This window comes from Mycobacterium sp. E2479 (genome assembly GCF_001667925.1).
In the GTDB taxonomy this organism is placed as follows: Bacteria; Actinomycetota; Actinomycetes; order Mycobacteriales; family Mycobacteriaceae; genus Mycobacterium.
This window is the reverse complement of the sequence record NZ_LZJR01000046.1, coordinates 14,269-35,659: the sequence shown is the minus strand read 5'-3', so window position 1 is coordinate 35,659 and position 21,391 is coordinate 14,269. Positions and strand designations below refer to the sequence as shown.

The following is a 21,391-nucleotide window of genomic DNA, read 5'->3' as shown; positions in this document are numbered from 1 at the left end:
CCATGGCGAGGCGGCTGCGGCGCGCCTGCGCCTTCCGGGGCGCCACGAGTGGCCGAGCGCATCAAGCAGGGAGTCGAACACGAGAGCGCAACCCTGAACAGCGGCCATGGTCAGGAGGTCAGCCCCATCCTGGTGAACGGCTCGGCCTCGCCGCGGCCGACGGCTTCGTCGTGTTTGGCCGCGGCGCGGTCGAACAGGTTGATCAGGGCCGGCTCGTCGCGCACCAGTTGGCGGTACTTCGGACCGAGAGCGAGTATCTGGTCGCGCTCGCCCAGCAGCTTGCGGAAGATGCGCTCGCGTTCGTCGGGATCGTGGGTGTATTCGGAGTCGAGGTAGGCCGTCGCGTGCCGCCGCGCGCCGGCGATCGCCGTCCGCGCTTTGCCCATCGGGCTGAGCAACGACGCGACGACGGTGACGGAGAGGACACCGACGATCACGCCCAGCGACAGGTAGGTGCTGAACTCGACCAGGGTGACCGGCTCGCCGTCATTGATGAACGGGACGTTGTTCTCGTGCAGCGCATGCAATATGAGCTTGATGCCGATGAAACCGAGGATCGCCGCCAGGCCATACGAGAGGTAGACGAGTCGGTCCAGCAGGCCCTCGATGAGAAAGTACAGCTGCCGCAGCCCCAGCAGCGAGAACGCGGTCGCGGTGAAGACGATGTAGACACTCTGGGTGAGGCCGAAGATCGCGGGGATCGAGTCGAGTGCGAAAAACATGTCCGTGCCGCCGATGGCGACCATCACCAACAGCATGGGCGTCAACGCGCGCCGGCCGTCCACCGTTGTCAACAACTTGTCGCCGTCATAGTGCTCAGAGGTGTGGACGACCTGCTTCGCCACCCGGATGACGACGTTGTCGGCCCTGCGGGACTCCTCCGGGTCCTCGGGCCGCAGGATGCTGCCGGCCGCAATCAACAGGATCAACCCGAACAGGTAGAAAACCCACGCGAAAGTGTTGATCAGCGCGCCACCGAGAAAAATGAGGCCGGTGCGCGCGGTCAGGGAGAAGACGATGCCGAACAGCAGCACCTTCTGCTGATCCTCGCGCGGGACGCGGAAGCTGGCCATGATCATCAGGAACACGAAGAGGTTGTCGACCGACAACGCCTTTTCGGTGACGTACCCGGCGAAATATTCCGGTCCCTGCTTATGGCCGCCCCACACGAGCAGGCCCACGCCGAACAGCAGCGCGATGCCGATGTAGGCGGCCGACCAGACCGCCGCCTCCCGCACCGTCGGGACGTGCGCCCTGCGCACGTGAAAGAAGAAATCGAAGGACGACAGGCCGACGATGCCCAGGAGGGTCAGGGCCCACTCCCAATTCGGGACATCCATTCGCTGCCTGAGCCACCTTCGTCGGAGCCGCCGTCGTCTGTGCTTCCGTACCCTGTTTGCCGCCACAGTATGTGCGCCGTCGGCCGTAGGGTTGGCCGGTGGCGGTGACCCCGGATTGCACGCGAGTTTTTGCTCGCCGGGCGACGCTGGCCCGCTCGGTGCGGCTGCTGTCGGAGTTTCGCTACGAGCAGGCGGATCCGGCCCGCTTCTATAACACCCTGGCGGCCGATACCGCTGCCATGGTGAGCGATCTGTGGCGGGCCACCCACGGCGAGCCGGCTTCCGGCCGCACGCTGCTCGATGTCGGCGGCGGGCCGGGCTACTTCGCGGCGGCCTTCACCGATGCCGGGCTGCGCTATGTGGGGGTCGAACCCGACCCCAGCGAGATGCATGCGGCCGGGCCCACCGTCGCCCGGGGGGCGGGAACCTTTGTGCGCGCCTCGGGCATGGCGCTGCCCTTCGCCGACGACTCCGTGGACATCTGCCTGTCCTCCAACGTCGCCGAGCACGTGCCGCGGCCCTGGCAGCTCGGCGGCGAGATGCTGCGGGTGACCAAGCCCGGTGGCCTGGCCGTGCTCTCCTACACCGTCTGGCTGGGCCCGTTCGGTGGGCACGAGATGGGCCTGACCCATTACCTCGGCGGGCCCCGCGCCGCCGCCCGCTACGCCCACAAGCACGGCCATCCAGCCAAAAACGACTACGGGTCGTCGTTGTTTGCGGTGTCGGCGGCCGAGGGGCTCAGCTGGGCCGAGAACACCGGGGCGATGGTGGCCGCTTTTCCCCGCTACCACCCACGATGGGCGTGGTGGCTGACGGGCGTGCCGATGCTGCGCGAGTTCCTGGTGAGCAATCTGGTGCTGGTCTTGCAACCCCAATAGTGAAACGTGTTCTCGTTTCGCGTCGGTTTGGGTAGGGTGGCGCCCATGCCCGCCGACGACGACAAGCAGGGCAGTGCGATCTGGAAGGGTAGGAGGAGCGGCGGAATATGTCCGACACCAAGACCGAATACGACAAGCTTTTCATCGGCGGCAAGTGGACTGAGCCATCGACCGACGAGGTGATCGAGGTGCGCTGTCCGGCCACCGGCGAGTACGTCGGCAAGGTGCCGCTGGCGGCGGCCGCCGACGTCGACGCGGCGGTCGCCGCGGCCCGCGCCGCGTTCGACAACGGACCCTGGCCCACGACGCCGCCCAAGGAGCGCGCGGCCGTGATCGCCAACGCGCTCAAGCTGATGGAGGAGCGCAAGGACCTGTTCACCCAGCTGCTCGCGGCCGAGACCGGCCAGCCGCCGACCGGCGTCGAAACGATGCATTGGATGAGCTCGATCGGGGCGCTGAACTTCTTCGCCGGCCCCGCCGTCGACCAGGTCAAGTGGAAAGAGATCCGCACCGGCGGCTACGGCCAGAGCATTGTCCATCGCGAGCCCATCGGCGTGGTGGGCGCGATCGTCGCGTGGAATGTGCCCCTGTTTCTGGCCGTCAACAAGCTGGGGCCGGCGCTGCTGGCCGGCTGCACGGTCGTGCTCAAGCCGGCCGCGGAAACCCCGCTGAGCGCAAACGTTTTGGCCGAGGCCTTCGCCGAGGCGGGACTGCCCGAGGGCGTGCTGTCGGTGGTGCCCGGCGGGATCGAGACGGGGCAGGCGCTGACGTCCAACCCCGACGTCGACCTGTTCTCCTTCACCGGCAGCTCGGCCGTCGGCAAGGAGATCGGCCGGCGGGCCGCCGACATGCTCAAGCCCTGCACCCTGGAGCTCGGCGGCAAGTCCGCCGCCATCGTCCTCGATGACGTCGACTTGCCCTCCGCGATCCCGATGCTGGTGTTCTCCGGGATCATGAACACCGGACAGGCCTGCGTGGCCCAGACCCGCATACTGGCCCCACGCTCGCGCTACGACGAAATCGTGGACGCGGTAAGCGCTTTCGTGCAGGCGCTGCCGGTGGGCCTCCCGACGGACCCGGCGGCCCAGATCGGATCGCTGATCTCGGAGAAGCAGCGCGCCCGGGTCGAGGGCTACATCGCCAAGGGCATCGAGGAGGGCGCGCGGCTGGTGTGCGGCGGCGGCCGCCCCGAAGGCCTGGACAGCGGCTTCTTCGTGCAACCCACGGTCTTCGCCGACGTCGACAACGAGATGACGATCGCCCAGGAAGAGATCTTCGGTCCAGTGCTGAGCATCATTGCCTACGACACCGAGGAGGACGCGATAAAAATCGCCAACGACTCGGTGTACGGCCTGGCCGGCAGCGTGTGGACCACCGACATCGACCGCGGCATCGCGGTCTCGGAGAAGATCCGCACCGGCACCTACGGCATCAACTGGTACGCGTTCGACCCCTGTTGCCCCTTCGGCGGCTACAAGAACTCCGGGATCGGCCGCGAGAACGGGCCAGAAGGCGTCGAGCACTTCACGCAGCAGAAGAGCGTGCTGATGCCGATGGGTCACACGATCGAGAGCTAGGCCTCGCGCGCGTCGACCGTGCACTCATGGCGAAATTTCTGCCGATTTTTCGCCGTGGGTGCACGTTCGGCGTTTTGCGGTTGGTGCCGGACGACGCGGGTTGGCCGACGGTCAGCTCGAGATTATGCAAAAAATCATAATTTGGACCGAATACGCGCCCGGGTCGGGCGTGCAGCCCAGGTCCACCCAGCGAATTTATGCGGCGTAGATCACACCTCGGCTGAGAAATAGATTAATTTACGGATGTCTTATATGGTTCATAGCATAATCAAGGGCCGCACACAGGCCGGGAGAACATCATGTGGATCATCGAGCTCAACGTCGCCGGCTATCAATTCACCCGCGAGATGCCGGACTTGCCGCGCCGCAAATTCCGCTTCGGCCCGCGTCATATGCACTGGCCGGCGGTGCGGCACTCGCACGCCGCATGACCCCAGCCATGACAGGTACACGCATGACCGCTGACGGTGCGGCCGCCTCGGAACAAGGCCCGGCAAAACGCGGTGGCACCCGGACGAAGATGCTGGCCAGCGCGGCCGAGGTGATGCGCGAACGCGGAGCCGCGGGAGTCACCATCGACGCCGTGCTCGCCCGCAGCGGCGCGCCACGCGGCTCGGTTTACTACCACTTTCCCGACGGGCGCAACCAGATCCTGATCGAGGCGCTGCGCTACTCCGGCGACTCCATTACGGCCATGATCGACGACGCCGCAGACCGGGGTGCGCGGGCGTTGTTGCAGGAGTTCGTCGGGTTCTGGGAGCGGCTCCTCACCGACGGCGGATTCACCGCCGGCTGTCCGGTCGTGGCGGCCGCGATCGGTTGTTCGGGCGACGACGGCCCCAAGCTGTCCACCGAGGCAGGCGCCATCTTGGGCCGCTGGTGCGCCGCGCTGACCCGAGCATTCGTCAACGACGGTTTTGACGATGCCGATGCCGCGTCGCTGGCCGTGATGTCGATCGCCGCGCTGGAGGGCGCGATCGTGCTCTCCCGCTCCACTCGCAATGCGGGCCCGCTACACCAGGTGGGTGAGCAGCTCGAATTCCTGATCAAGGCAAAGGAATTCGTGGCCCGGAACAAGATTCCGGGAAGGCAGGGCGCCGCGCGGTGACACGCTCAGTCGCTGGCCGGTAGCGGCTTGACCTCTTTGAGCTGCAGGGCAGTCTGCCCGATGCTCAGGCTCCCCGCGCCCGGCTTGGTCACCAGCACCTCGGCGCCGGTTTCGTCGACGTAGCGCTTACCCATCACCGTGCCCTCGGCGAAGGCCGGGTCCAGTTCGCCCGACCGCTCCCCCCCGACCGGCACCATCGGCACACCTCCGCACCGCAGGTCGTCCAGGCTGTCGGCACTTCTGACGACGATCACCTGCGTGTCACAAACCTGGCTGGCGAGACGAGTTCCGTTCTTGATCATTGATTTCCGTCCTTGATCGCTTACTGCTGGGCCGGTGCGGCGCGCAATCCGGTGAGGGCCTGGATGATCTCTCGCCGCAAGACTTTGCCGGTGGGGGTGGTGGGCAGCTCGTCGCGAAACACTACCTCGTCTGGGGTGCGCGATCCGCGCAAAGTCTTGCGGACGAAGTCGCGCAGTTCTTCGGGGTCGGGTTCGGTGCCCGCCGCCGGCACCACTACAGCGACGATCGCCTGGCCCCACTGTGGGTCCTCGACGCCGACCACGGCGACATCACGCACATGGGGGTGCTCGACCAGGACCTCTTCCAGTTCGGCGGGCGCGATGTTCTCGCCGCCGCGGATGATGGTGTCGTCGCTGCGCCCGCCGATGAACAGGTAGCCCTCGTCGTCGAGCATGGCGATGTCCTTGGTGGGGAACCAGCCGTCTTCGTCGAGCACCGAGCCGATACCGGTGTAGCGGCCCGAGACTTGCTCGCCCCGCACGAACAATTCGCCGGTCTCGCCCGGCGGTAGGACATTGCCGGCCTCGTCGCGGATCTGCAGTTCGATGCCGGCGACCGCTTGCCCCACCGAGCCCAACCGGCGGACGACATGGTGCGCCTGCGCCGCCTGCGCCGCGCGATGGTCGTCGGGTGTCAATACCGCGATCGTCGAGCTGGTCTCGGTAAGGCCGTAGGCGTTGACGAAGCCCACGTTGGGCAGCAGCCCGAGCGCACGACGTACCAGCGGCAGTCCGACTTTGGAGCCACCGTAGGCCAGGTTGCGCAGCGATGGCAGCTCGATGGGCGGCCCGTCGCCGTTTTCCAGCACGGTGACGATGCGGTCCAGCATGGTGGGCACCACCGTCGCGGTGGTCACGTTCTCGGCGTTGATCAGCCGAACCCATTCCTGCGCATCGAAATTGGGCAGGTATACCATCTTGCGGCCGGCATACAGATTCGACAGCGCGGCGCTGACCCCGGCGATGTGGTACGGCGGGACGCAGATCAGGGCGGCGTCGGAGTCCTCGGCCGCTCCGAATTCCACTGTCCCGGTGACGTAACTGGTCAGGTTGTTGTGTGAGAGTTCGACGGCCTTGGGCTGCGACGTGGTGCCGGAGGTGAACAGCACGATGGCGACGGAGTCCGGGTCGGGAAACGCGAGACTTTCACTGTCGGGTTCGGCGGTGCGCGCGGCCGCCAGGAAGTCGTCGGAGACCATCACCCGGTCTGCGGCGTTGCCGACGGCGTCGCGGTAGCGGCTGTCGACGATCACCAACGGCTCGGGTAGCCGCTCGATCAGCCCCTGGATGCCGTCCGCGGAGAGCCGATAATTGATCGGCGTAAAAGCAACCCCGGCGCGCGCCGCGGCGAAGATCAGCACCGGCAACATCGCGCCGCCGGTACCCACGTACGCGACGTGCTTGGCGTTCGACCCGGCGATCACGCATGCGCCACCGTCGGCCAGGTCGCTGAGCTGTTGCGTGGTCAGCCGCAGGTCGCCGGACACCACCGCGGTGCGCTCCGCGTTGCCCGACGCGGCCATCTCGAGCAGCAGCGAAATGCTCATCCTCGATCTTTCTCCGGTATCAACGCGTTACAAAGCTGGCCAAAAGTGTCATGTCCGCTTGTAGTTTAGATCATCCAACTATCGCGCGGCCCTCCCACCGGCGGCCCGCCGGTGCGCGGGCCGCCGTGCTGCCTCGGGCCCGGGGCACCCGCGCGCTCAGCAACCCGGCAAGCCTTGCGGCAGAAGAGGATCCGGCTACCAGATATCAAGTGCCCGTCCATTTGGGTGGGCGCTTCTCCGCGAACGCGATGGCGCCTTCCTTGGCGTCGTTGGACGTGAAGACCGGCAGTTGGATCTTCATCTGCTCGGCGAACATGGTGTCGCGGCTCCAGCCGCGCGATTCGACGATGATGCGTTTGGTCGCCGCCACCGCGAGCGGTCCGTTGGCAGTGATCTTCTCGGCCAGTGCGATGGCCGCCTCCAGCACCTTCCCCGGCTTTGCCAAGACGTTGACCAGACCCAGCGCATGCGCGCGCTCGGCCAACAGCTGGTCGCCGGTGAGCGCCAGCTCCATGGCGATCGCATACGGTATGCGCTCCGGCAGCCGTAATAGGCCCCCGCCGGCGGCGACCAGCCCACGCTTGACCTCCGGAATCCCGAAGACCGAGTCCGTACCCGCCACGATCAGGTCGGTGGCCAGCGCCAGCTCGCAACCGCCGGCCAGGGCGAATCCCTCGACGGCGGCGATGAGCGGCTTGGCCGGCGGCCGTTCGGTGAAGCCCATGCCGCGGCCCTCGACGACGACGTTCTCACCGCGGGCGAACGCCTTGAGATCCATGCCCGCGCAGAATGAGCCGCCCGCCCCGGTGACGATGCCCACCGAGAGATCGGAGTCGCCGTCGAGGCGATCCATCGCGTCCGCAAGTCCCCGGCTGACCGCAGCGTTGACCGCATTCTTGGCCTTGGGCCGGTTGATCGTGATGATGAGGATTCGATCCCGTTGTTCGACTAGAACTTCGGGTTCTTCGGTGCCGGCCTCTTGGTTTCCACTGCTCACGGTGCGGCAGCTCCTTACACGGATCGGTGGCTCTGAGATTGCTCCTGTCGGACCGATGGTAACGGTCGGCGGAAACGACGTTAACGTCCCGGAGAGATTCGGCTTACCGCCGGAGCCGAGCGGCTAGGAATCCGTGCCGATCACGCCGGCGCCATCGCGACCTCGATGACCGTCAGATCCTCGGAAAGCCCTGCGGCCCTGCGTATCTCGATGAAGTCGGCGACCATCGCCTCGGAAACCTCGTGCGGGTCCTCAAGCGTGGACCCGTCCGAGAGTACCGAGATGTTGAGCTGGTCGACATAACTCCACACGGTGATGTTCAGGCCGCTGCCTGCGGTCAACGGGCCCACCGAATAGATCTCGGTGACCAGCGCCCCGCCCACCCGGCCACGTTCCCGGGGGCCGGGGACGTTGGAGATGTTCAGGTTGAGGATCTTGTTGTGTCCGTCGCGTCCGGAGGCCCACCGGAAGAAGGCCTGGGTGGGCGCCGGTGGCATGTAGGCCGCCCACCTGCTGACCAGCTCCGGCCCCATCAGCTGGTTGCTTTCCTTGGCCGCGATGGCGTTTTCGTGGCAGCACCGCACCCGCTCCAGCGGGTCGTCGGAATCGGTCGGCAGGCCCACCAGCACGCCCGTGAAGCGGTTACCCGAGATCCGTTCGGGCGAGAAGTCGAAGCTCATCGGTACCGATGCCAGCAGCGGTTCGGCCTTGCCGTCGTAGCGCAGCAGCAGGGTGCGCAGGGCGCCGGTCGCCATGGCCAGCACCATGTCGTTGATCGTCGCCCCGAGCCGCTTGCCGGTCTCCTTGACGTCGGCCAGGGCCAGGGTGGCGGTCGCGAACCGTCGTTCCGGGGTGATCTTGTGGTTCATGAAAGTCGGCGGCGGCTCGAAGGGCCGCGTCAGTTCCGGGGAGAATTTGCGGGAGCTGCGGCGCACCCGGCCCAACCCCTGAGCGGTGTAGCGGATAGTGTGGGGCAGCGCTCCGATGTGGCGCATGTGGTCGGCGAATGCCGACGCCATGAGCTGCCGCGTGGTCGGTGCCGGGTCGCAGACGTACGGCCCGCCCTCAGGGCCAGGTTGCAGGTCCATGCCCCGCGCCAACAGGTTCGCCGACGCGACGCCGTCGGCCAGCGCGTGGTGGATTTTGCCGACGACCGCAATCCGGTTGTTGGCCAAGCCTTCCACGAAGTACATCTCCCACAACGGTCGGCTGCGATCGAGCGGGGTGCTGGCGATTTGCCCGATGGCCTCGTCCAGTTCGCGGCGGCCCCCGGGCGGCGACACCCGCCAGGGGCGGATGTGATAGTTCAGGTCGAGTTCGCAGTTCTCCCGCCACATCGGGTGGTGCAGGTGCAGCGGCACCTCGACGAGCTGGTAGCAGAACGGATCGAGCTTGTTCAGCCGCCCGGCGATGACTTCGCGAAACGCGTTGACGTCCAGCGACCGGCGGTCAGTGTCCAGCTCGATGACGGCGGCTTTGATGGTGTGCATGTGCACGTTCGGTGTTTCGCTGTAGAGCAGCACAGCGTCCCACCCGCTAAGCCTCTTCACGCTGCTTCTTTCCCATAGAGGGGACCATACTCAGCGGCGGCGGTTCAGATGACCTCTTTTGCTCCGACCCGCGTCTTGGTGCGGTAGATGTGGTTGAGGAACAGCGATGAGACGTGCGCGGCGGCGCCGGCTCGCTCGCCGTCGATGAGGTCATATCCGTGGCCGGCGCCGGGAAATTCGAGGTAGCCGACCATCGAATGCGACACCGCCCGGAGCCGTTCGACGAAGCTGCGTGCCTGTCCGACGGGGATCACGCTGTCTTTGCTGCCATGAATGACCAGGAAGGGCGGCGCGTTGCGGTGCACGCGCGCGATCGGGGACGCGTCGCGGAAGATTTCGGGCCGCCGGGCGATCGACTTCTTCACCACGACGCGCTCCAAGAACTCGACGAACCGCTCGCGCTCCGGTGTCGAGCGGTCCTCCCAGTCGTAGCGGCCGTAGATCCCCACGACGGCGTCCACCGAGGTGTCGGCGCCCTCCGGCAGCTTCGCCCGGAACTGCGGGTCGTCGGGCGTCAACCCGGCCAGCGCGCATAGGTGGCCCCCGGCCGAGCATCCGGCTATCGCAACGAAATCGCGGTCGCCGCCGAACTTGTCGACGTTGGCACGCGCCCACGCGATGGCGGTTTTGACGTCGATGATGTGACGCGGCCAGCGGTGGTGCGGCGCGACGCGGTAGTTGACCGCCAGGCATACCCAGCCCTGCTCGGCGAGCCGTGACATGAGCGCCGATCCCTGGCCCATGCACTTGCCGTGCACCCAAGCGCCGCCCGGCAGGAAGATGAGGACCGGAGCGGGTTGTGCGGGCAGGTCTTTGCGCCGCCAGACGTCGAGCACCTGATCGGGGTGGTCGCCGTAGTGCACCGCGCGGCGATAGACATAACGGCGCTGGCGCAGGCCGTCCCAAATCGGCGGTGTCTTTTCCGCGACGGGCCAGTCCATCTCGAGATCCGCTGCCGACACGACCCCACGCAACGCGGCGAGGGACACCTGCCGGGTGCTCTCCCGATCGCGGCGGCGGACGTCGTTGATTCCCGGCTGGAACCAGTCCCTGGTCGCCGCGGAGATCGCCTCCGGTGCGTGCCGGGCACCCCAGACACCCATGGCGGTCAAACCACCCAGGGGCTCGAGATGCTTGCCGACCACGGGCAGCGAAGCCCCCGCCACACTCAACGCCAGCGCATAGTCACCGGGACGGGCCCGCAGCAGCCATTTCACGCAATCGGTCATGCCCGGTCCACGCACCGTCATGCAGGGGACTGTACCCCTCACGACTGTTCACAAACTGACGTTTTCGTCCAACGCGCGGTGACGGGTAAAACGCTTTGCCCGGTGTGCTCGCCGGAGGCGATTTTTACACTGCTCAGATAGCTTTTCGCCCTCCGCCGCAGCCTGCAACTTTTGCTGTGTACGACACGCTTACCTGGCCGTCAGGTCGGCGATCACCCGTCCGCCGACCAAGCGGACGCTGGTCAGCGTCAGCCCCACCTGCGCGGCCAGCGCGGCAGCGCTGTCCACCCCGACGGATGCCCAGCGAAACCAGGGGCCGACCTCGCCGGCCGCTTCCAGCCGGACCCATCGCGAACAGATGCCGATGGCTTCGGCTTCGAATTCGGCAATGCAACGTCCACCGCGGGCCAACAGCTCGAAGGCGCGCCCGAGAATTCGTCGCGGATCCCCGCCGAGCCCGACATTGCCATCGACCAGCAGAACCGTCTGCCACAGGCCCGTTCCCGGCAAGGGCTCGAACACATCGCCCAACAGGGCCGGTGCACCGCCGCGACCCGCCAGCTGGATCGCGGTCGCGGACCGGTCGATGCCGAGCGCGGGAATGCCCCGCTGAATCAGCCTCGCCACCAACCGGCCTGGGCCGCAGCCCAGCTCGATTGTCGGCCCGGTGCACATCTGCGTGACAGCTTCATCGAAGACTTCGTCGAAGGTGTCACCAGATCCATCACCGGGACATCGCACACCCGACCATTTGTGCGCCGGCAGGGGTCGCAGTTCCCCGTCGTCATGACGTATCCAACATCGCTCGCCGCCGAGTGCCCGATCGTAAAGTTGCCCAAGCATTTCACGTCCTTCGCGTCCTGGCCGATCGGGCGGTGCACCGGCGCTCGGTCCCGTGCGGGACGTTGCGGCGACGTACCGGCTAACCCCAACAAGCTGACGGCAAGCACGTGCGTCAGCATTGCTCCGATACCCCGATCGTGGCTCGGCTAATCCAGCTGTCGTTCTAGCTCCTCCCCGCGGCTACGTTGCAGCACCCGGCGCGGTTCACCCACCGGAAGCGGCCGGAGGTGGACTACGTGGTCACCGGCGTATTGGCGGCGTTGCAATGCTGCGTTCCTGCAGGGGTTTTCGCCACATCGGTGGCCCTGGCAGGCCGGTTGATTCAACCAAACAAGAAGGCGTCCAGCAGCTCGTTCACCCGCGCGGGATCTTCCAGCGCCGCGAGGTGCGCGACCCCGTCGAGGACGGTGAAGCACGCCCCCGCGATGGAGTCGGCCATCGCGCGAGTTTCGGCCGCCGGAAAAGTGGCGTCCTCTGCGCCGGCGACCACGAGCACCGGGGACGTGATGCGACCCAGCAGGTCGTGCTGGTCCGGCCGCATCGAAACCACGCTGCGCACCGCCCAGCGGACCGAATCCACGTTCACCGATCGCAGGTTGGTCCGCACGGTATCCACCACGTCCGGGCGGGTGCGCAGCGTCGTCGGCCCCAAGAAGGCGCGGACGGCCGAGCGTGTCAGCGGCGGCCGGATTCCGCCCAGCGCGGTCGCCAACCACACCATGGCCGCATACTGCATCTTTTGCGCGACACCGGCTTTCGATGCTGTGCAATTCATCAGTACCGCTCGGTTGAGGCGGTCGGGGTAAAGGGCGGCGAAGGTGCCGCCGATCATCCCGCCCCACGAGTTGCCGACGAAGTGCGCGCTGTCGATGCCGAGGCCGTCCAGCAGGTCGACGACGCAGCGCGCGCAGTCGGTGAAACTGAACATCGCGCGCAGCGGTGCGCTGCCCCCGTGGCCGGGTGGATCGATGAGTACTAGGCGGTTGGTGTCGCCGAAACGCGCGGCCTGACCCGCCCACAAACCGCCGGTCATCAACAGGCTGGGCCACATCAGGACGGCGGGCCCGGTCCCCGGACTCACCTGAACCCGGATCGCCCCGAGGGCCGTGTCGACCAACCGCGACGCCAGCCGGGGATTGTCGGCGGTCACGCTGCCTCCTGAAGTCGTAGCGCATGCGGCAGGCCACCCGTCGCCGTCCCTTGATTGTTCGCGTCGGTGATACTAGTCCGGTGAGGAACAACGATGTTCACCCTGACCTGCGGCGATTCGCCCGCATCGCTCCTCGACGGCTCGTCAGCCCCCGGACCCTGCCGATGACGCGGGTGGGGGTCGCATGGCAGGGACGCCTCCACAAGCCCGTCGCCGGCGTCGAGGTGATCACGCTCGACTCCGGCGTCGGCGTCCGGCTGTTCCGGCCCGCCGGTGCCACCGAGGCCACACCCGCGCTGCTGTGGATCCACGGCGGCGGCTACGTGTTCGGCACCGCCCGACAGGACGACCGGCTCTGCAGCGGGTTCAGCAGGCGGCTGGGCATCACCGTCGCATCGGTGGAATACCGCCTGGCGCCCGAACATCCGTATCCCGCACCGCTGGAAGACTGCTACGCGGCGCTGACCTGGCTGGCCGGGCTGCCCTCGGTGGACCGCTACCGCATAGCCATCGGCGGCGCCAGCGCCGGCGGTGGGCTCGCGGCGGCCCTGGCCCTGCTGGCCCGCGATCGCGCCGAGGTGAGCCCGGCGTTCCAGCTGCTGACCTATCCCATGCTGGATGACCGCAGTTCGGCCACCACGCCCAGTGCGAACTACCGGCTGTGGGACAACCGCAGCAATCAGTTCGGCTGGTCGGCATATCTGGGCAACGCCGACCCCGAGGGCGCCGTCCCCGGGCGCCGCAACGACCTCAGCGGATTGCCGCCGGCCTGGATCGGCGTGGGCACGCACGACTTGTTCCACGACGAAGACCTGGCCTACGCCGAACGCCTTCGCGCCGCGGGGGTGCCGTGCCAGGTCGAAATCATTCCAGGTGCTTTCCACGGCTTCGACCTGGTCTTGCCGAAAGCCCAAGTGTCCCGGCAACTTTTCGACAGCCGATGTGACAGCCTTCGGGCGGCGTTTACCCCCGCCGACTGATACGGCTCACATCGCGAAGTACACCAGCTCACCGCCGATGACGGTGGCCGCAACCAGCCCGGCGTCCAGGTCGGCCAGCGCCGTAGCCGGTGGCTCGCTGAGCACGCACAGGTCCCCCGGCTGCCCGACATCCACCGTGCGCGTCTGGCCGGGCTGATCGGCCCGACCCAGAAACATCGTCAAAGCCTTTCGCGCCGAAACACATTCGCGTGCGCCCAGCACGGCGCCCTGCGGCGTGGTGCGGTGTACCGCGGCGCGCATCGCCGTCCAGGGGTCGCCGTGCCCGAACGGCATGTCGGTCGACAACGCGACCGGCACCGCCGCGTCGCACAGGGATGCGACGCGCCACAGCTGGTCGTGTTCGTCAACGGGAACGTCGACGAGGTACTGATCACCGCGCTCGGCGACGAAGTTGGGCTGCGTCACCACCGTGATCCCGAGTTCGGCGAGGTCGCCCAGGTTGTCGTCGGGCACGACGGCGGCGTGTTCGATGCGGTCTTGCGGATGGCCGCCGGCCGCGCGCAGCGCCGCAATGGTCACCACCAGCTGCGCCGGGGTCACACAGTGCACGGCGACCGGTTGCCCACTGTCGTGTTGGCGCGCAATCCATTCCGTGAGCGCCTCGAGATCCAGGCGGTCGTCGTGCAGGATCTTCTTGCCCGGCGACAAGAAATTCAGTCGCGGCCGGAACTCGCCGCGCCGGTGAGCCGTCGTCAGCGACTCGATGTCGTCGACATCGAGATCGGGGGTCGCGTCGGTGACGCCGGTGACTCCGGTCGCGGTGATCTGCCGGCTCAGTTCGGCTAGATCGGTTTCGCGCTGCTGCAGCGCCAGCGACCAGCCGCGGTCGGCGCTGCGAAGCCGACCATCGGGATGTTCGGCCAGGCCGACGCGGCCCAGGGCCTCGGAATTGAGGATCCACAGCGCCCCGCTGCGGTGCTGGATGCGCACCGGAACGTGGGGAACGATGGCGTCGAGGGCGCCCCGATCGAGTTCTCCGGCAACCGAATCGTGATAACCCACGGCTCGAATCCAGCCGTCGGGTCCCGGGGTGGCGTTGGCAAGCAATTGGGTGAGCTGCGATGCGCTGCTGACCCCGGGCGGCCCGACGAAGAACGAATCCAGCGCCGAGGCCGCGGAGCGCAAGTGCACATGGTGGTCGTGCAGCCCGGGCAGGACCGTGCCGCCGCCCGCGTACAGCACCCCCTCCCCGGCCCGGGCCACCAAACCCGCTCCGGGCGGCGCCATCTCCTCGATCAGCGCGCCCACCCGGATGTCCGCTGTGGACCCGTCCAGCAGGGTTGCCCGCTGAATCAGCATGAGGGCACCCGCCTTTGGCTCACCAGGTGGCGCACCGCCGCGTTGTCGTCGCCCGGCGCGGGCGCCGCACGCGATGCCGGCGGCGGAGCCGATGGTTTCGACGCCGGCACCGGCGATGCCGACGGCTCGACCGGCAGGGTCGCGTACGTCGCGGCGACCCCGGCCATGGATACGCCGATCAACTCGCCGCCACCGCGGCCCAGGGATTCGGCCACCGCGAGCGTTGCCTGAAGACCGGTCAACGGGTCAGCGATGGCGTCACCACAGAACACCGGCCCATCACTGCTGGTGCCGACCAGGCCGCCGGCCACCGCAGTGTCGTCACCGAATCCCGGCCGTTGTCCGTCATATCCGGTGATTTGCAACCAGATTCGGCCTGCGCGCGGCGTGATGTCCTCAGGCCCGAGCCCGCGCCGCGTCAGTGCCGCCGGGCGCGAGCCCTCGATGACGATGTCGCTGACCGCGAGCAGTTCACGCAAGTCGTCGGCATGGCTGTCGAAATCGACGCTGTAACAGAGCTTTCCGTCGTTTATCCAATCGAAGAAGGCCCGGTTACCGGCGCGGGTACCGTCCGGGCGGCGCGGGCTTTCGACCTTGACGACGATCGCTCCGGCGCGGGCCAGCAGCTGCCCACACAGCGGTCCCGCCCACATCGAGGACAGGTCTGCCACCAGCAGACCCCGCGGCGCGCGCGGCGCCGAACGCGATGCTGTCACGCTTATTCGCGGCGGCGCGGGTGCGGCCTCGCCCAGGCCCGCCACCGGAACGTCGAGCAGGCCCGCCCGCTCGACGATCTCGGCCACCGGACGGGTGGCGGCCCACCCCTGCAGCACCGGCCACGGGTCGGCGGCCACGCCGTCGGCCCGCAGCAGCGCCGGGACGGCGTCGAGGTCGTCGGCACGAGAGAGGGTGAGGGCGCAGAAGCCATCGTGGGCGCCGAGCAGGCGGGTGGCGCCGCCTGCTGACACCCGACCGCCGCGGGTCAGCCCCAGCAATGCGGCCCGCCCGGTCAGCAGGCTCGCCGCGTCGACGTCGATACCCAGTCGGCCCCCGATCACCGTGGCGACCTCGCGCGCGCGGGTCAACACGTTGGCGCGGGAGAAGTCGGCGGGACCGTCGGGCGGCCCGGTCAAGTAGGCCAGCCCGCTGCTTCCCCAGTTGGTGGCGGCCGAGCTCACGTCCCCATTGTGCGCGTGGCACACACGCGTCAGAACTGCAGCGCGTGAAACCGCCAGTCGAGCACCGGACGGTCTGGCTCGGTGTCGCCGACGGCATACACCAGCGACCGCAGCCCCAGCACGCCGCCGTGATCGGTCGGCTCGGCGGATTCGATGTGCAGCTCGCTATACAGGGTGTCGCCCTCGTGCACGGGTCCGGTGTGGTCGCAGGATTGCCAGTTCAACACCGTCACCAGATTGGGCAGCAACCTACTGGCCTGCGCCAATGCCAGCCCGATGGTATGTCCGCCGTACACCAAGCGTCGCCCGCCTACTCGCGAGTCATGATGCGTGGCAGCAATATTCAAAGTCAGCCTGGCGAGTTCGGCAGCGCCAGTGACCACGTCGGCGGTGCTGTGCAACACCGAACCCGCCAGGCCGGAATCGAAGTGCGGGCCGGGCACCTTGTCGCGGAACACGTCAGGGTCCCACTGCGCGGTCGGATCGTGAGCCGGGCCGGGCACATCGGCGCCGACGGAGGACAGGTCGTCGTGCGGCACTGACCCATCGGGCGTGAAATCCGGGCTGGCGGGCAGCATGCCGCACCGATAGAAGTCGAGCACCAGCTGATCGGCCTGGTCGATCGTGATCATCCGCAGCGCCGCCAGCCCCGTCGGCGCCCGCCCCGGCTTGGGCGAATTCGACCGCAGCCCAACCACCTCGGTGCGGGTGTAGAGGGAATCGCCGATCACCGGGAACCGGTGAAACACCAGGCCGCGATAGAACAGGTTGGCCTTGACCCGCTGGGTCACCAGCGTCGACTGCCCGATCGCCACGTCGCACACCAGCCCCGGATGGGCCAGCGGCGCCGGCAGGCCCGTCACCGCCCCGCACAGGTCGGCGTCCAGCGCCAGACGCAGCCGGTCGCCCACGATCGCCTGGTGGGCGCCCGCCAACCCCGACGACAGCGTCATCGACGGCGCCCAGTCGAACACCTGCCCCACCGAGAGGTCGTCGAAGTAGGGCCCCCCCGGGCGAATCCCCGCATACCCGTCACTCGTCACAACGACCCATGCTGGCAGGCTGTGGAATCGAGGGTCAATTCGGCATCGACCCACCGTCGACTTGTTGGCGCCATTCCGCGGGATTTCGCACATCAAGTCGACGTTCGGCGCAAATGGGATCGGGTGATCGCGGGTGAGCAGGGAACTGAACGACGAAGAAGAGATGCTGGTGGCCACGGTGCGGGCGTTCATCGACCGCGACGTCAAACCGCGCATTCGCGAGGTCGAGCACGCCAACACCTACCCCGAGGCGTGGATCGAACAGATGAAGAGGATAGGCATCTACGGCTTGGCCGTCCCGGAGGAGTACGGCGGGTCGCCGGTGTCCATGCCGTGCTATGTGCGAGTCACCGAGGAACTGGCGCGCGGCTGGATGAGCCTGGCCGGTGCGATGGGCGGGCACACCGTGGTCGCCAAACTGCTGACCCTGTTCGGCACCGAGGACCAGAAGCGCGACTACCTCCCGCGGATGGCCAGCGGAGAGGTGCGCGCCACCATGGCGCTCACCGAGCCCGGCGGGGGCTCGGATCTGCAGAACCTGACCACCACCGCGCTGCCCGGCTCCGACGGGCTGGTGATCAACGGATCCAAGACCTGGATCAGCAACGCGCGCCGTTCCGGACTGATCGCGCTGCTGTGCAAGACCGACCCGGATGCCCAACCGCGGCATAAGGGCATCTCGATCGTGCTCGTCGAGCATGGGCCGGGCCTGACGGTGTCGCGGGACCTGCCGAAGTTGGGTTACAAGGGGGTCGAGTCCTGCGAGCTGTCGTTCGACAACTTCCGGGTGCCTTCGACGGCATTGCTGGGAGGCGTTGCGGGCGAGGGCTTTTCACAGATGATGAAGGGCCTCGAGACGGGGCGCATCCAGGTGGCCGCCCGCGCGCTGGGTGTCGGCACCGCGGCGCTCGAGGACGCGCTGGCCTACGCCCAGCAGCGCGAAAGCTTCGGCCGGCCAATCTGGCAGCACCAGTCGATCGGTAATTATCTCGCCGACATGGCGACCAAACTCACCGCGGCCCGCCAGCTCACCCGATATGCCGCCGAGCGGTACGACAGCGGCGAACGCTGCGACATGGAAGCCGGGATGGCGAAATTGTTTGCCTCCGAGGTCGCCATGGAGATCGCGCTGAATGCGGTGCGAATCCACGGCGGCTACGGCTATTCCACCGAGTATGACGTCGAACGCTACTTCCGGGACGCACCGCTGATGATCGTGGGTGAGGGCACCAACGAAATCCAGCGAAATGTGATTGCCCGGCAACTGGTGACGCGCGGCGGAATCTGAGCCAAACCGCCAATCCTACGGCCCGAGAACGAAGTTTGGGAGTATATTTACCTGACTTCTCCGGCGGGCAAACCGGTATGGAAGTACAGCTGTTCGCCAGCCGCGGGAATCACAGGGAAAGGCGGCCGCCATGAGTTATCCTCCCGTGCCACCCGGAGGTTCACCAGAATGGCCGGGGCAACGACCGGAATGGCAAGGCCAACAACCGGAGTGGCAGGGCCAGCAGCCGGCCGGGTGGCAGGCCCAGCAGCCCCCGGGATGGCAGGGCCAGCCACCACCCGCCGGATGGCCGCCGCAGCCGGGGATGCAGGAGCCCGACAACTATCTGGTCTGGGCGATCTTGTGCACGGTGTTGTGCTGCCTGCCGTTCGGGATCGTGTCGATCGTCTACTCCAACAAGGTGTCCGGGTTGTGGGCCCAGGGCCGGTACGCCGAGGCATACGAGGCGTCCAACAATGCCAAGAAGTGGGTCATCATCGGCGCGGTCGTGGGCGCCGCCGCCGCGGTGATCGGCGTCGTGCTGTGGTTCGCAATGTTCGCAGCGATCGTGTCTTCCATCCCGTCCACGACCACCACCACCTATTCCGGATTCTGACCTCGGGCCTCGTCCACCAGCCCCCACGCCAGCGCGGTATGCGCGTCGACGGTGCGACCGGACAATACGAGATACGCTGTGCGCCAACGACCTATCCGCCGCGTGACGCTGACGGTGCCGCCGGCTCCGGGGAGCAACCCCAATGCCAGCTCGGGCAGCCCGAACATCGCATCGTCGCGGGCGGTGACCCACCCGCAAAACGCCGCCATCTCCAGTCCGCTGCCCACCACCCTGCCGTGCACCTCCGCCCGGCACGCGCGGCCGAGCCTGGCGGCCAGCGCGTCGAGCGCCAGGGCGGGGCTGTAGCGGGTGCGGGCCAGGTGCGCGCTCGCCGGATCGGTGAAGGTGCCGAACTCGGCCAGGTCCCCACCGCTGCAGAACGACGGACCGTTGCCGCTCAACACGATGCCGGTGACCGATGGGTCCAGCTGCGCAACGGTCAGCGCCTCCAACAGCGCCGCGCGCGCATCGGTGGAGAATGCGTTGTGCCGTTGCGGCCGGTTGAACGCGATACGCACGACGTCGCCGTCGCGGGTTGCCCGCACGGGGTCGGGAATCTCGGGCATGCGGACCGGGCCGCGCTCGCGTAACCACTGCGCGAACTCCGGGCCGGCCTGCAGGGTCGAGTACGCCAACGACTCGGTGACCACCCCGGACAGCGTCGAGCCTTGCGGATCCACCGCGCGCAACACGTCGTCACAGATACCGCTGGCGTGCGGCCAGAGTTGACAGCGGGCCGTCAGTTCCGCCACGGTTGCCGGCACCGAGTCGACGGTGACCACACGCCGGTCCGCGCAGCGATCCTCCGTCAGCGTGAAAGTTGCTGCGTCAAGCCAGAATCCGGCCTTGGCGATGTCAGCGGCCGAGCCGAAGGCGACGATCACTTGGGACGGGAACACCGGGCCGTCCTGCGGCGCCTTCGACAGGTCGACCACCTCGAGCATCGGTCACACCGAGTACTTCTCGATCAGCCCGTTCTTGTAGAGCTTGCCGGTGTCGGTGCGCGGCAGCTGGGCTTCGAACGCGATGGATCGCGGGCATTTGTAGTGCGCCAAGCGTTCTCGTAGCCACACCGTCAACTCCTCGGCGAAGTCGTCGCTGGCGTCGGCCGCATCGACGGTCTGCACGGCCGCCACGACGCGCTGGCCCATCTCGTCGTCGGGCACCCCGAAGACCGCGGCGTCCAGCACCTTTGGATGGGTGACCAGGAGGTTCTCGGCTTCCTGTGGGTAGATGTTCACCCCGCCCGAAATGATCATGTGGTGACGCCGGTCGGTCAGGTACAGATAACCCTCGTCGTCCAGATAGCCGATGTCCCCGACCGTGGCCCAGCCGTGCTTGTCGCGCGACGAGGCGGTTTTCGTTGGATCGTTGAGGTATTCGAACGAATAACCGCCCTCGAAGTAGATCTCGCCGGCCTGCCCGGGAGGCAGCTCGTTGCCGTGCTCGTCGAGGATGTGCACGGCTCCCCCCATGGGTTTGCCCACCGAACCCGGGTGCGCCAGCCAATCCTCGGCGGTGATCAGCGTCGACCCGTGTGCTTCCGAGGACGCGTAGTACTCGTCGATGATCGGCCCCCACCAGTCGATCATCTGCTTCTTGATCTCCACCGGGCATGGAGCCGCCGCGTGCATCACCCGCTGCAGGCTGGACAGGTCATACGAATGGCGGACGTGGTCAGGCAGTTTCAGCATGCGGGTGAACATCGCCGGGACAAACTGGCCGTGCGTGACTCGGTGGCGCTGGATGACGTCCAGGCAGCCTTCGGCGTCGAACTTCTCCATCACCACCGTGGTGATGCCGCCGGCCTGCGCGCTCATCGACCACACCGACGGCGCCGTGTGGTACAGCGGCGCGGGGCTGAGGTAGATCGAGTCGGGCTCCATCCAGAAACCGACGAGTGCGGACATCATGCCGGGCGCCTCGGCCGGTGGCACGTGCGGCAATTCGCGTTTGATGCCCTTGGGCCGGCCGGTGGTGCCCGAGGAGTACTGCAGCAGGTCGCCCTCGATCTCGTCATCGATCGGGGTATCGGGCTGTCCGGCAACGCATTCCGGGTATCGCTCCCAGCCCGGCAGGTCGCCGTCGGCGATCAGCAGCAGCTCAGGTAGTCCGCTCGGCAGATGATCGGCCAACCCGGCGAGGGTGTCGCGCAGCGCCGCCGAGCCGATGATGGCCTTGGCGCTGCTGTTGTCGATGATGTAGGCCGCCTCTGTTGCGGTCAGATGGGTGTTGATAGGCACGTAGTACAAACCGCTACGACGAGCCGCCCACATCACCGCGTGGATGTGCTCGTTGTTCTCCATCAGGATGGCAACGGTGTCGCCCTCGCGCAGGCCCGCCGCGCGGAACCGGTGCGCCAGCCGATTGGCACGCGCTTCGAGGTCGTCGAAGGTGACGACCGTTCCGGACGGGTACAGGATGACAGCAGGTTTGTCGGCGCCGATATAGGGGCGGATCTGCATG

At 67.4% G+C, this 21,391-nt stretch carries 20 protein-coding genes; 7 read left to right on the top strand and 13 right to left on the bottom strand.

Going from position 1 to position 21,391, the window contains the following annotated elements:
* Positions 1–110: 110 nt before the first annotated feature.
* A complete protein-coding gene (locus A5686_RS04920) occupies positions 111–1,340 on the bottom strand; it encodes a TerC family protein (RefSeq protein WP_067931700.1) in 1,230 nt (409 codons plus the stop codon).
* 104 nt (positions 1,341–1,444) lie between these two features.
* Here A5686_RS04920 and A5686_RS04915 point away from each other — a divergent pair, with 104 nt between their 5' ends.
* From A5686_RS04915 to A5686_RS04905, 4 genes are all read left to right on the top strand, one after another.
* Complete coding sequence (locus A5686_RS04915; protein WP_156749943.1) at positions 1,445–2,218, top strand: class I SAM-dependent methyltransferase; 774 nt, start codon at positions 1,445–1,447, stop codon at positions 2,216–2,218.
* 107 nt (positions 2,219–2,325) lie between these two features.
* On the top strand, positions 2,326–3,795 hold the full coding sequence (locus tag A5686_RS04910) for an aldehyde dehydrogenase (protein WP_067931696.1): 1,470 nt from the start codon (positions 2,326–2,328) through the stop codon (positions 3,793–3,795).
* A gap of 299 nt (positions 3,796–4,094) precedes the next feature.
* Entirely contained in the window at positions 4,095–4,226 is a 132-nt protein-coding gene (locus A5686_RS28185) for a hypothetical protein (RefSeq protein ID WP_255404998.1), read from the top strand.
* A 23-nt stretch (positions 4,227–4,249) separates the two neighbouring features.
* Complete coding sequence (locus A5686_RS04905; protein ID WP_231986290.1) at positions 4,250–4,903, top strand: TetR/AcrR family transcriptional regulator; 654 nt, start codon at positions 4,250–4,252, stop codon at positions 4,901–4,903.
* A 5-nt stretch (positions 4,904–4,908) separates the two neighbouring features.
* Here A5686_RS04905 and A5686_RS04900 read toward each other — a convergent pair whose 3' ends face one another.
* From A5686_RS04900 to A5686_RS04870, 7 genes are all read right to left on the bottom strand, one after another.
* Complete coding sequence (locus A5686_RS04900) at positions 4,909–5,205, bottom strand: hypothetical protein (protein ID WP_067931694.1); 297 nt, start codon at positions 5,203–5,205, stop codon at positions 4,909–4,911.
* Positions 5,206–5,225: 20 nt separating this feature from the next.
* The gene (locus tag A5686_RS04895; protein ID WP_067931692.1) at positions 5,226–6,752 is read right to left on the bottom strand and encodes a class I adenylate-forming enzyme family protein; all 1,527 of its coding nucleotides are present in this window, start codon (positions 6,750–6,752) and stop codon (positions 5,226–5,228) included.
* A 205-nt stretch (positions 6,753–6,957) separates the two neighbouring features.
* Positions 6,958–7,749 (bottom strand): crotonase/enoyl-CoA hydratase family protein, encoded by a 792-nt coding sequence (locus A5686_RS04890; RefSeq protein WP_067931690.1) that lies wholly within the window; start codon positions 7,747–7,749, stop codon positions 6,958–6,960.
* 140 nt (positions 7,750–7,889) lie between these two features.
* On the bottom strand, positions 7,890–9,299 hold the full coding sequence (locus A5686_RS04885) for a wax ester/triacylglycerol synthase family O-acyltransferase (protein ID WP_067931688.1): 1,410 nt from the start codon (positions 9,297–9,299) through the stop codon (positions 7,890–7,892).
* A gap of 44 nt (positions 9,300–9,343) precedes the next feature.
* Positions 9,344–10,549 (bottom strand): alpha/beta hydrolase, encoded by a 1,206-nt coding sequence (locus tag A5686_RS04880; RefSeq protein WP_067931686.1) that lies wholly within the window; start codon positions 10,547–10,549, stop codon positions 9,344–9,346.
* 168 nt (positions 10,550–10,717) lie between these two features.
* Positions 10,718–11,371 carry an SAM-dependent methyltransferase gene (locus A5686_RS04875; RefSeq protein ID WP_067931684.1) on the bottom strand — a complete coding sequence of 218 codons (654 nt, stop codon included), beginning with the start codon at positions 11,369–11,371 and terminating at the stop codon, positions 10,718–10,720.
* 322 nt (positions 11,372–11,693) lie between these two features.
* Positions 11,694–12,422 carry an alpha/beta fold hydrolase gene (locus A5686_RS04870; protein ID WP_082947486.1) on the bottom strand — a complete coding sequence of 243 codons (729 nt, stop codon included), beginning with the start codon at positions 12,420–12,422 and terminating at the stop codon, positions 11,694–11,696.
* Between the two features lie 179 nt (positions 12,423–12,601).
* Here A5686_RS04870 and A5686_RS04865 point away from each other — a divergent pair, with 179 nt between their 5' ends.
* Positions 12,602–13,501 carry an alpha/beta hydrolase gene (locus A5686_RS04865; protein ID WP_067931680.1) on the top strand — a complete coding sequence of 300 codons (900 nt, stop codon included), beginning with the start codon at positions 12,602–12,604 and terminating at the stop codon, positions 13,499–13,501.
* A 6-nt stretch (positions 13,502–13,507) separates the two neighbouring features.
* Here A5686_RS04865 and A5686_RS04860 read toward each other — a convergent pair whose 3' ends face one another.
* From A5686_RS04860 to A5686_RS04850, 3 genes are read right to left on the bottom strand one after another with little or no spacing between them, the layout of a single operon-like run.
* Positions 13,508–14,821, bottom strand: a complete 1,314-nt coding sequence (locus tag A5686_RS04860; RefSeq protein ID WP_067931677.1) for an amidohydrolase family protein — start codon at positions 14,819–14,821, stop codon at positions 13,508–13,510.
* Positions 14,815–15,999 (bottom strand): CoA transferase, encoded by a 1,185-nt coding sequence (locus tag A5686_RS04855; protein ID WP_067931675.1) that lies wholly within the window; start codon positions 15,997–15,999, stop codon positions 14,815–14,817. Before A5686_RS04855 ends, A5686_RS04860 begins: the two co-directional genes overlap by 7 nt.
* A gap of 29 nt (positions 16,000–16,028) precedes the next feature.
* On the bottom strand, positions 16,029–17,042 hold the full coding sequence (locus tag A5686_RS04850; RefSeq protein WP_067931673.1) for a MaoC family dehydratase: 1,014 nt from the start codon (positions 17,040–17,042) through the stop codon (positions 16,029–16,031).
* Between the two features lie 145 nt (positions 17,043–17,187).
* Here A5686_RS04850 and A5686_RS04845 point away from each other — a divergent pair, with 145 nt between their 5' ends.
* Both A5686_RS04845 and A5686_RS04840 read left to right on the top strand, forming a co-directional pair.
* Positions 17,188–18,330, top strand: a complete 1,143-nt coding sequence (locus tag A5686_RS04845) for an acyl-CoA dehydrogenase family protein (protein ID WP_067931808.1) — start codon at positions 17,188–17,190, stop codon at positions 18,328–18,330.
* Between the two features lie 130 nt (positions 18,331–18,460).
* The gene (locus A5686_RS04840) at positions 18,461–18,925 is read left to right on the top strand and encodes a CD225/dispanin family protein (protein ID WP_067931671.1); all 465 of its coding nucleotides are present in this window, start codon (positions 18,461–18,463) and stop codon (positions 18,923–18,925) included.
* Here the strand turns inward: A5686_RS04840 and A5686_RS04835 are convergent.
* The gene (locus A5686_RS04835) at positions 18,910–19,869 is read right to left on the bottom strand and encodes an enoyl-CoA hydratase/isomerase family protein (RefSeq protein WP_067931669.1); all 960 of its coding nucleotides are present in this window, start codon (positions 19,867–19,869) and stop codon (positions 18,910–18,912) included. The genes A5686_RS04840 and A5686_RS04835 overlap by 16 nt on opposite strands.
* Positions 19,870–19,872: 3 nt before the next feature.
* Positions 19,873–21,390 carry a fatty-acid--CoA ligase FadD4 gene (fadD4, locus tag A5686_RS04830; protein ID WP_067931667.1) on the bottom strand — a complete coding sequence of 506 codons (1,518 nt, stop codon included), beginning with the start codon at positions 21,388–21,390 and terminating at the stop codon, positions 19,873–19,875.
* Position 21,391: the final 1 nt, after the last annotated feature.

What these genes read in the sequence shown, in the direction of transcription:
- A5686_RS04900 (WP_067931694.1), bottom strand. Translation starts at nt 5,205, where the DNA reads ATGATCAAGAACGGAACTCGTCTCGCCAGCCAGGTTTGTGACACGCAG.
- A5686_RS28185 (WP_255404998.1), top strand. Translation starts at nt 4,095, where the DNA reads ATGTGGATCATCGAGCTCAACGTCGCCGGCTATCAATTCACCCGCGAG.
- A5686_RS04860 (WP_067931677.1), bottom strand. Translation starts at nt 14,821, where the DNA reads ATGCTGATTCAGCGGGCAACCCTGCTGGACGGGTCCACAGCGGACATC.
- A5686_RS04835 (WP_067931669.1), bottom strand. Translation starts at nt 19,869, where the DNA reads ATGCTCGAGGTGGTCGACCTGTCGAAGGCGCCGCAGGACGGCCCGGTG.
- A5686_RS04880 (WP_067931686.1), bottom strand. Translation starts at nt 10,549, where the DNA reads ATGACGGTGCGTGGACCGGGCATGACCGATTGCGTGAAATGGCTGCTG.
- A5686_RS04870 (WP_082947486.1), bottom strand. Translation starts at nt 12,422, where the DNA reads ATGTGGCCCAGCCTGTTGATGACCGGCGGTTTGTGGGCGGGTCAGGCC.
- A5686_RS04905 (WP_231986290.1), top strand. Translation starts at nt 4,250, where the DNA reads ATGACCGCTGACGGTGCGGCCGCCTCGGAACAAGGCCCGGCAAAACGC.
- A5686_RS04875 (WP_067931684.1), bottom strand. Translation starts at nt 11,371, where the DNA reads ATGCTTGGGCAACTTTACGATCGGGCACTCGGCGGCGAGCGATGTTGG.
- A5686_RS04895 (WP_067931692.1), bottom strand. Translation starts at nt 6,752, where the DNA reads ATGAGCATTTCGCTGCTGCTCGAGATGGCCGCGTCGGGCAACGCGGAG.
- A5686_RS04910 (WP_067931696.1), top strand. Translation starts at nt 2,326, where the DNA reads ATGTCCGACACCAAGACCGAATACGACAAGCTTTTCATCGGCGGCAAG.
- A5686_RS04840 (WP_067931671.1), top strand. Translation starts at nt 18,461, where the DNA reads ATGAGTTATCCTCCCGTGCCACCCGGAGGTTCACCAGAATGGCCGGGG.
- A5686_RS04920 (WP_067931700.1), bottom strand. Translation starts at nt 1,340, where the DNA reads ATGGATGTCCCGAATTGGGAGTGGGCCCTGACCCTCCTGGGCATCGTC.
- fadD4 (WP_067931667.1), bottom strand. Translation starts at nt 21,390, where the DNA reads ATGCAGATCCGCCCCTATATCGGCGCCGACAAACCTGCTGTCATCCTG.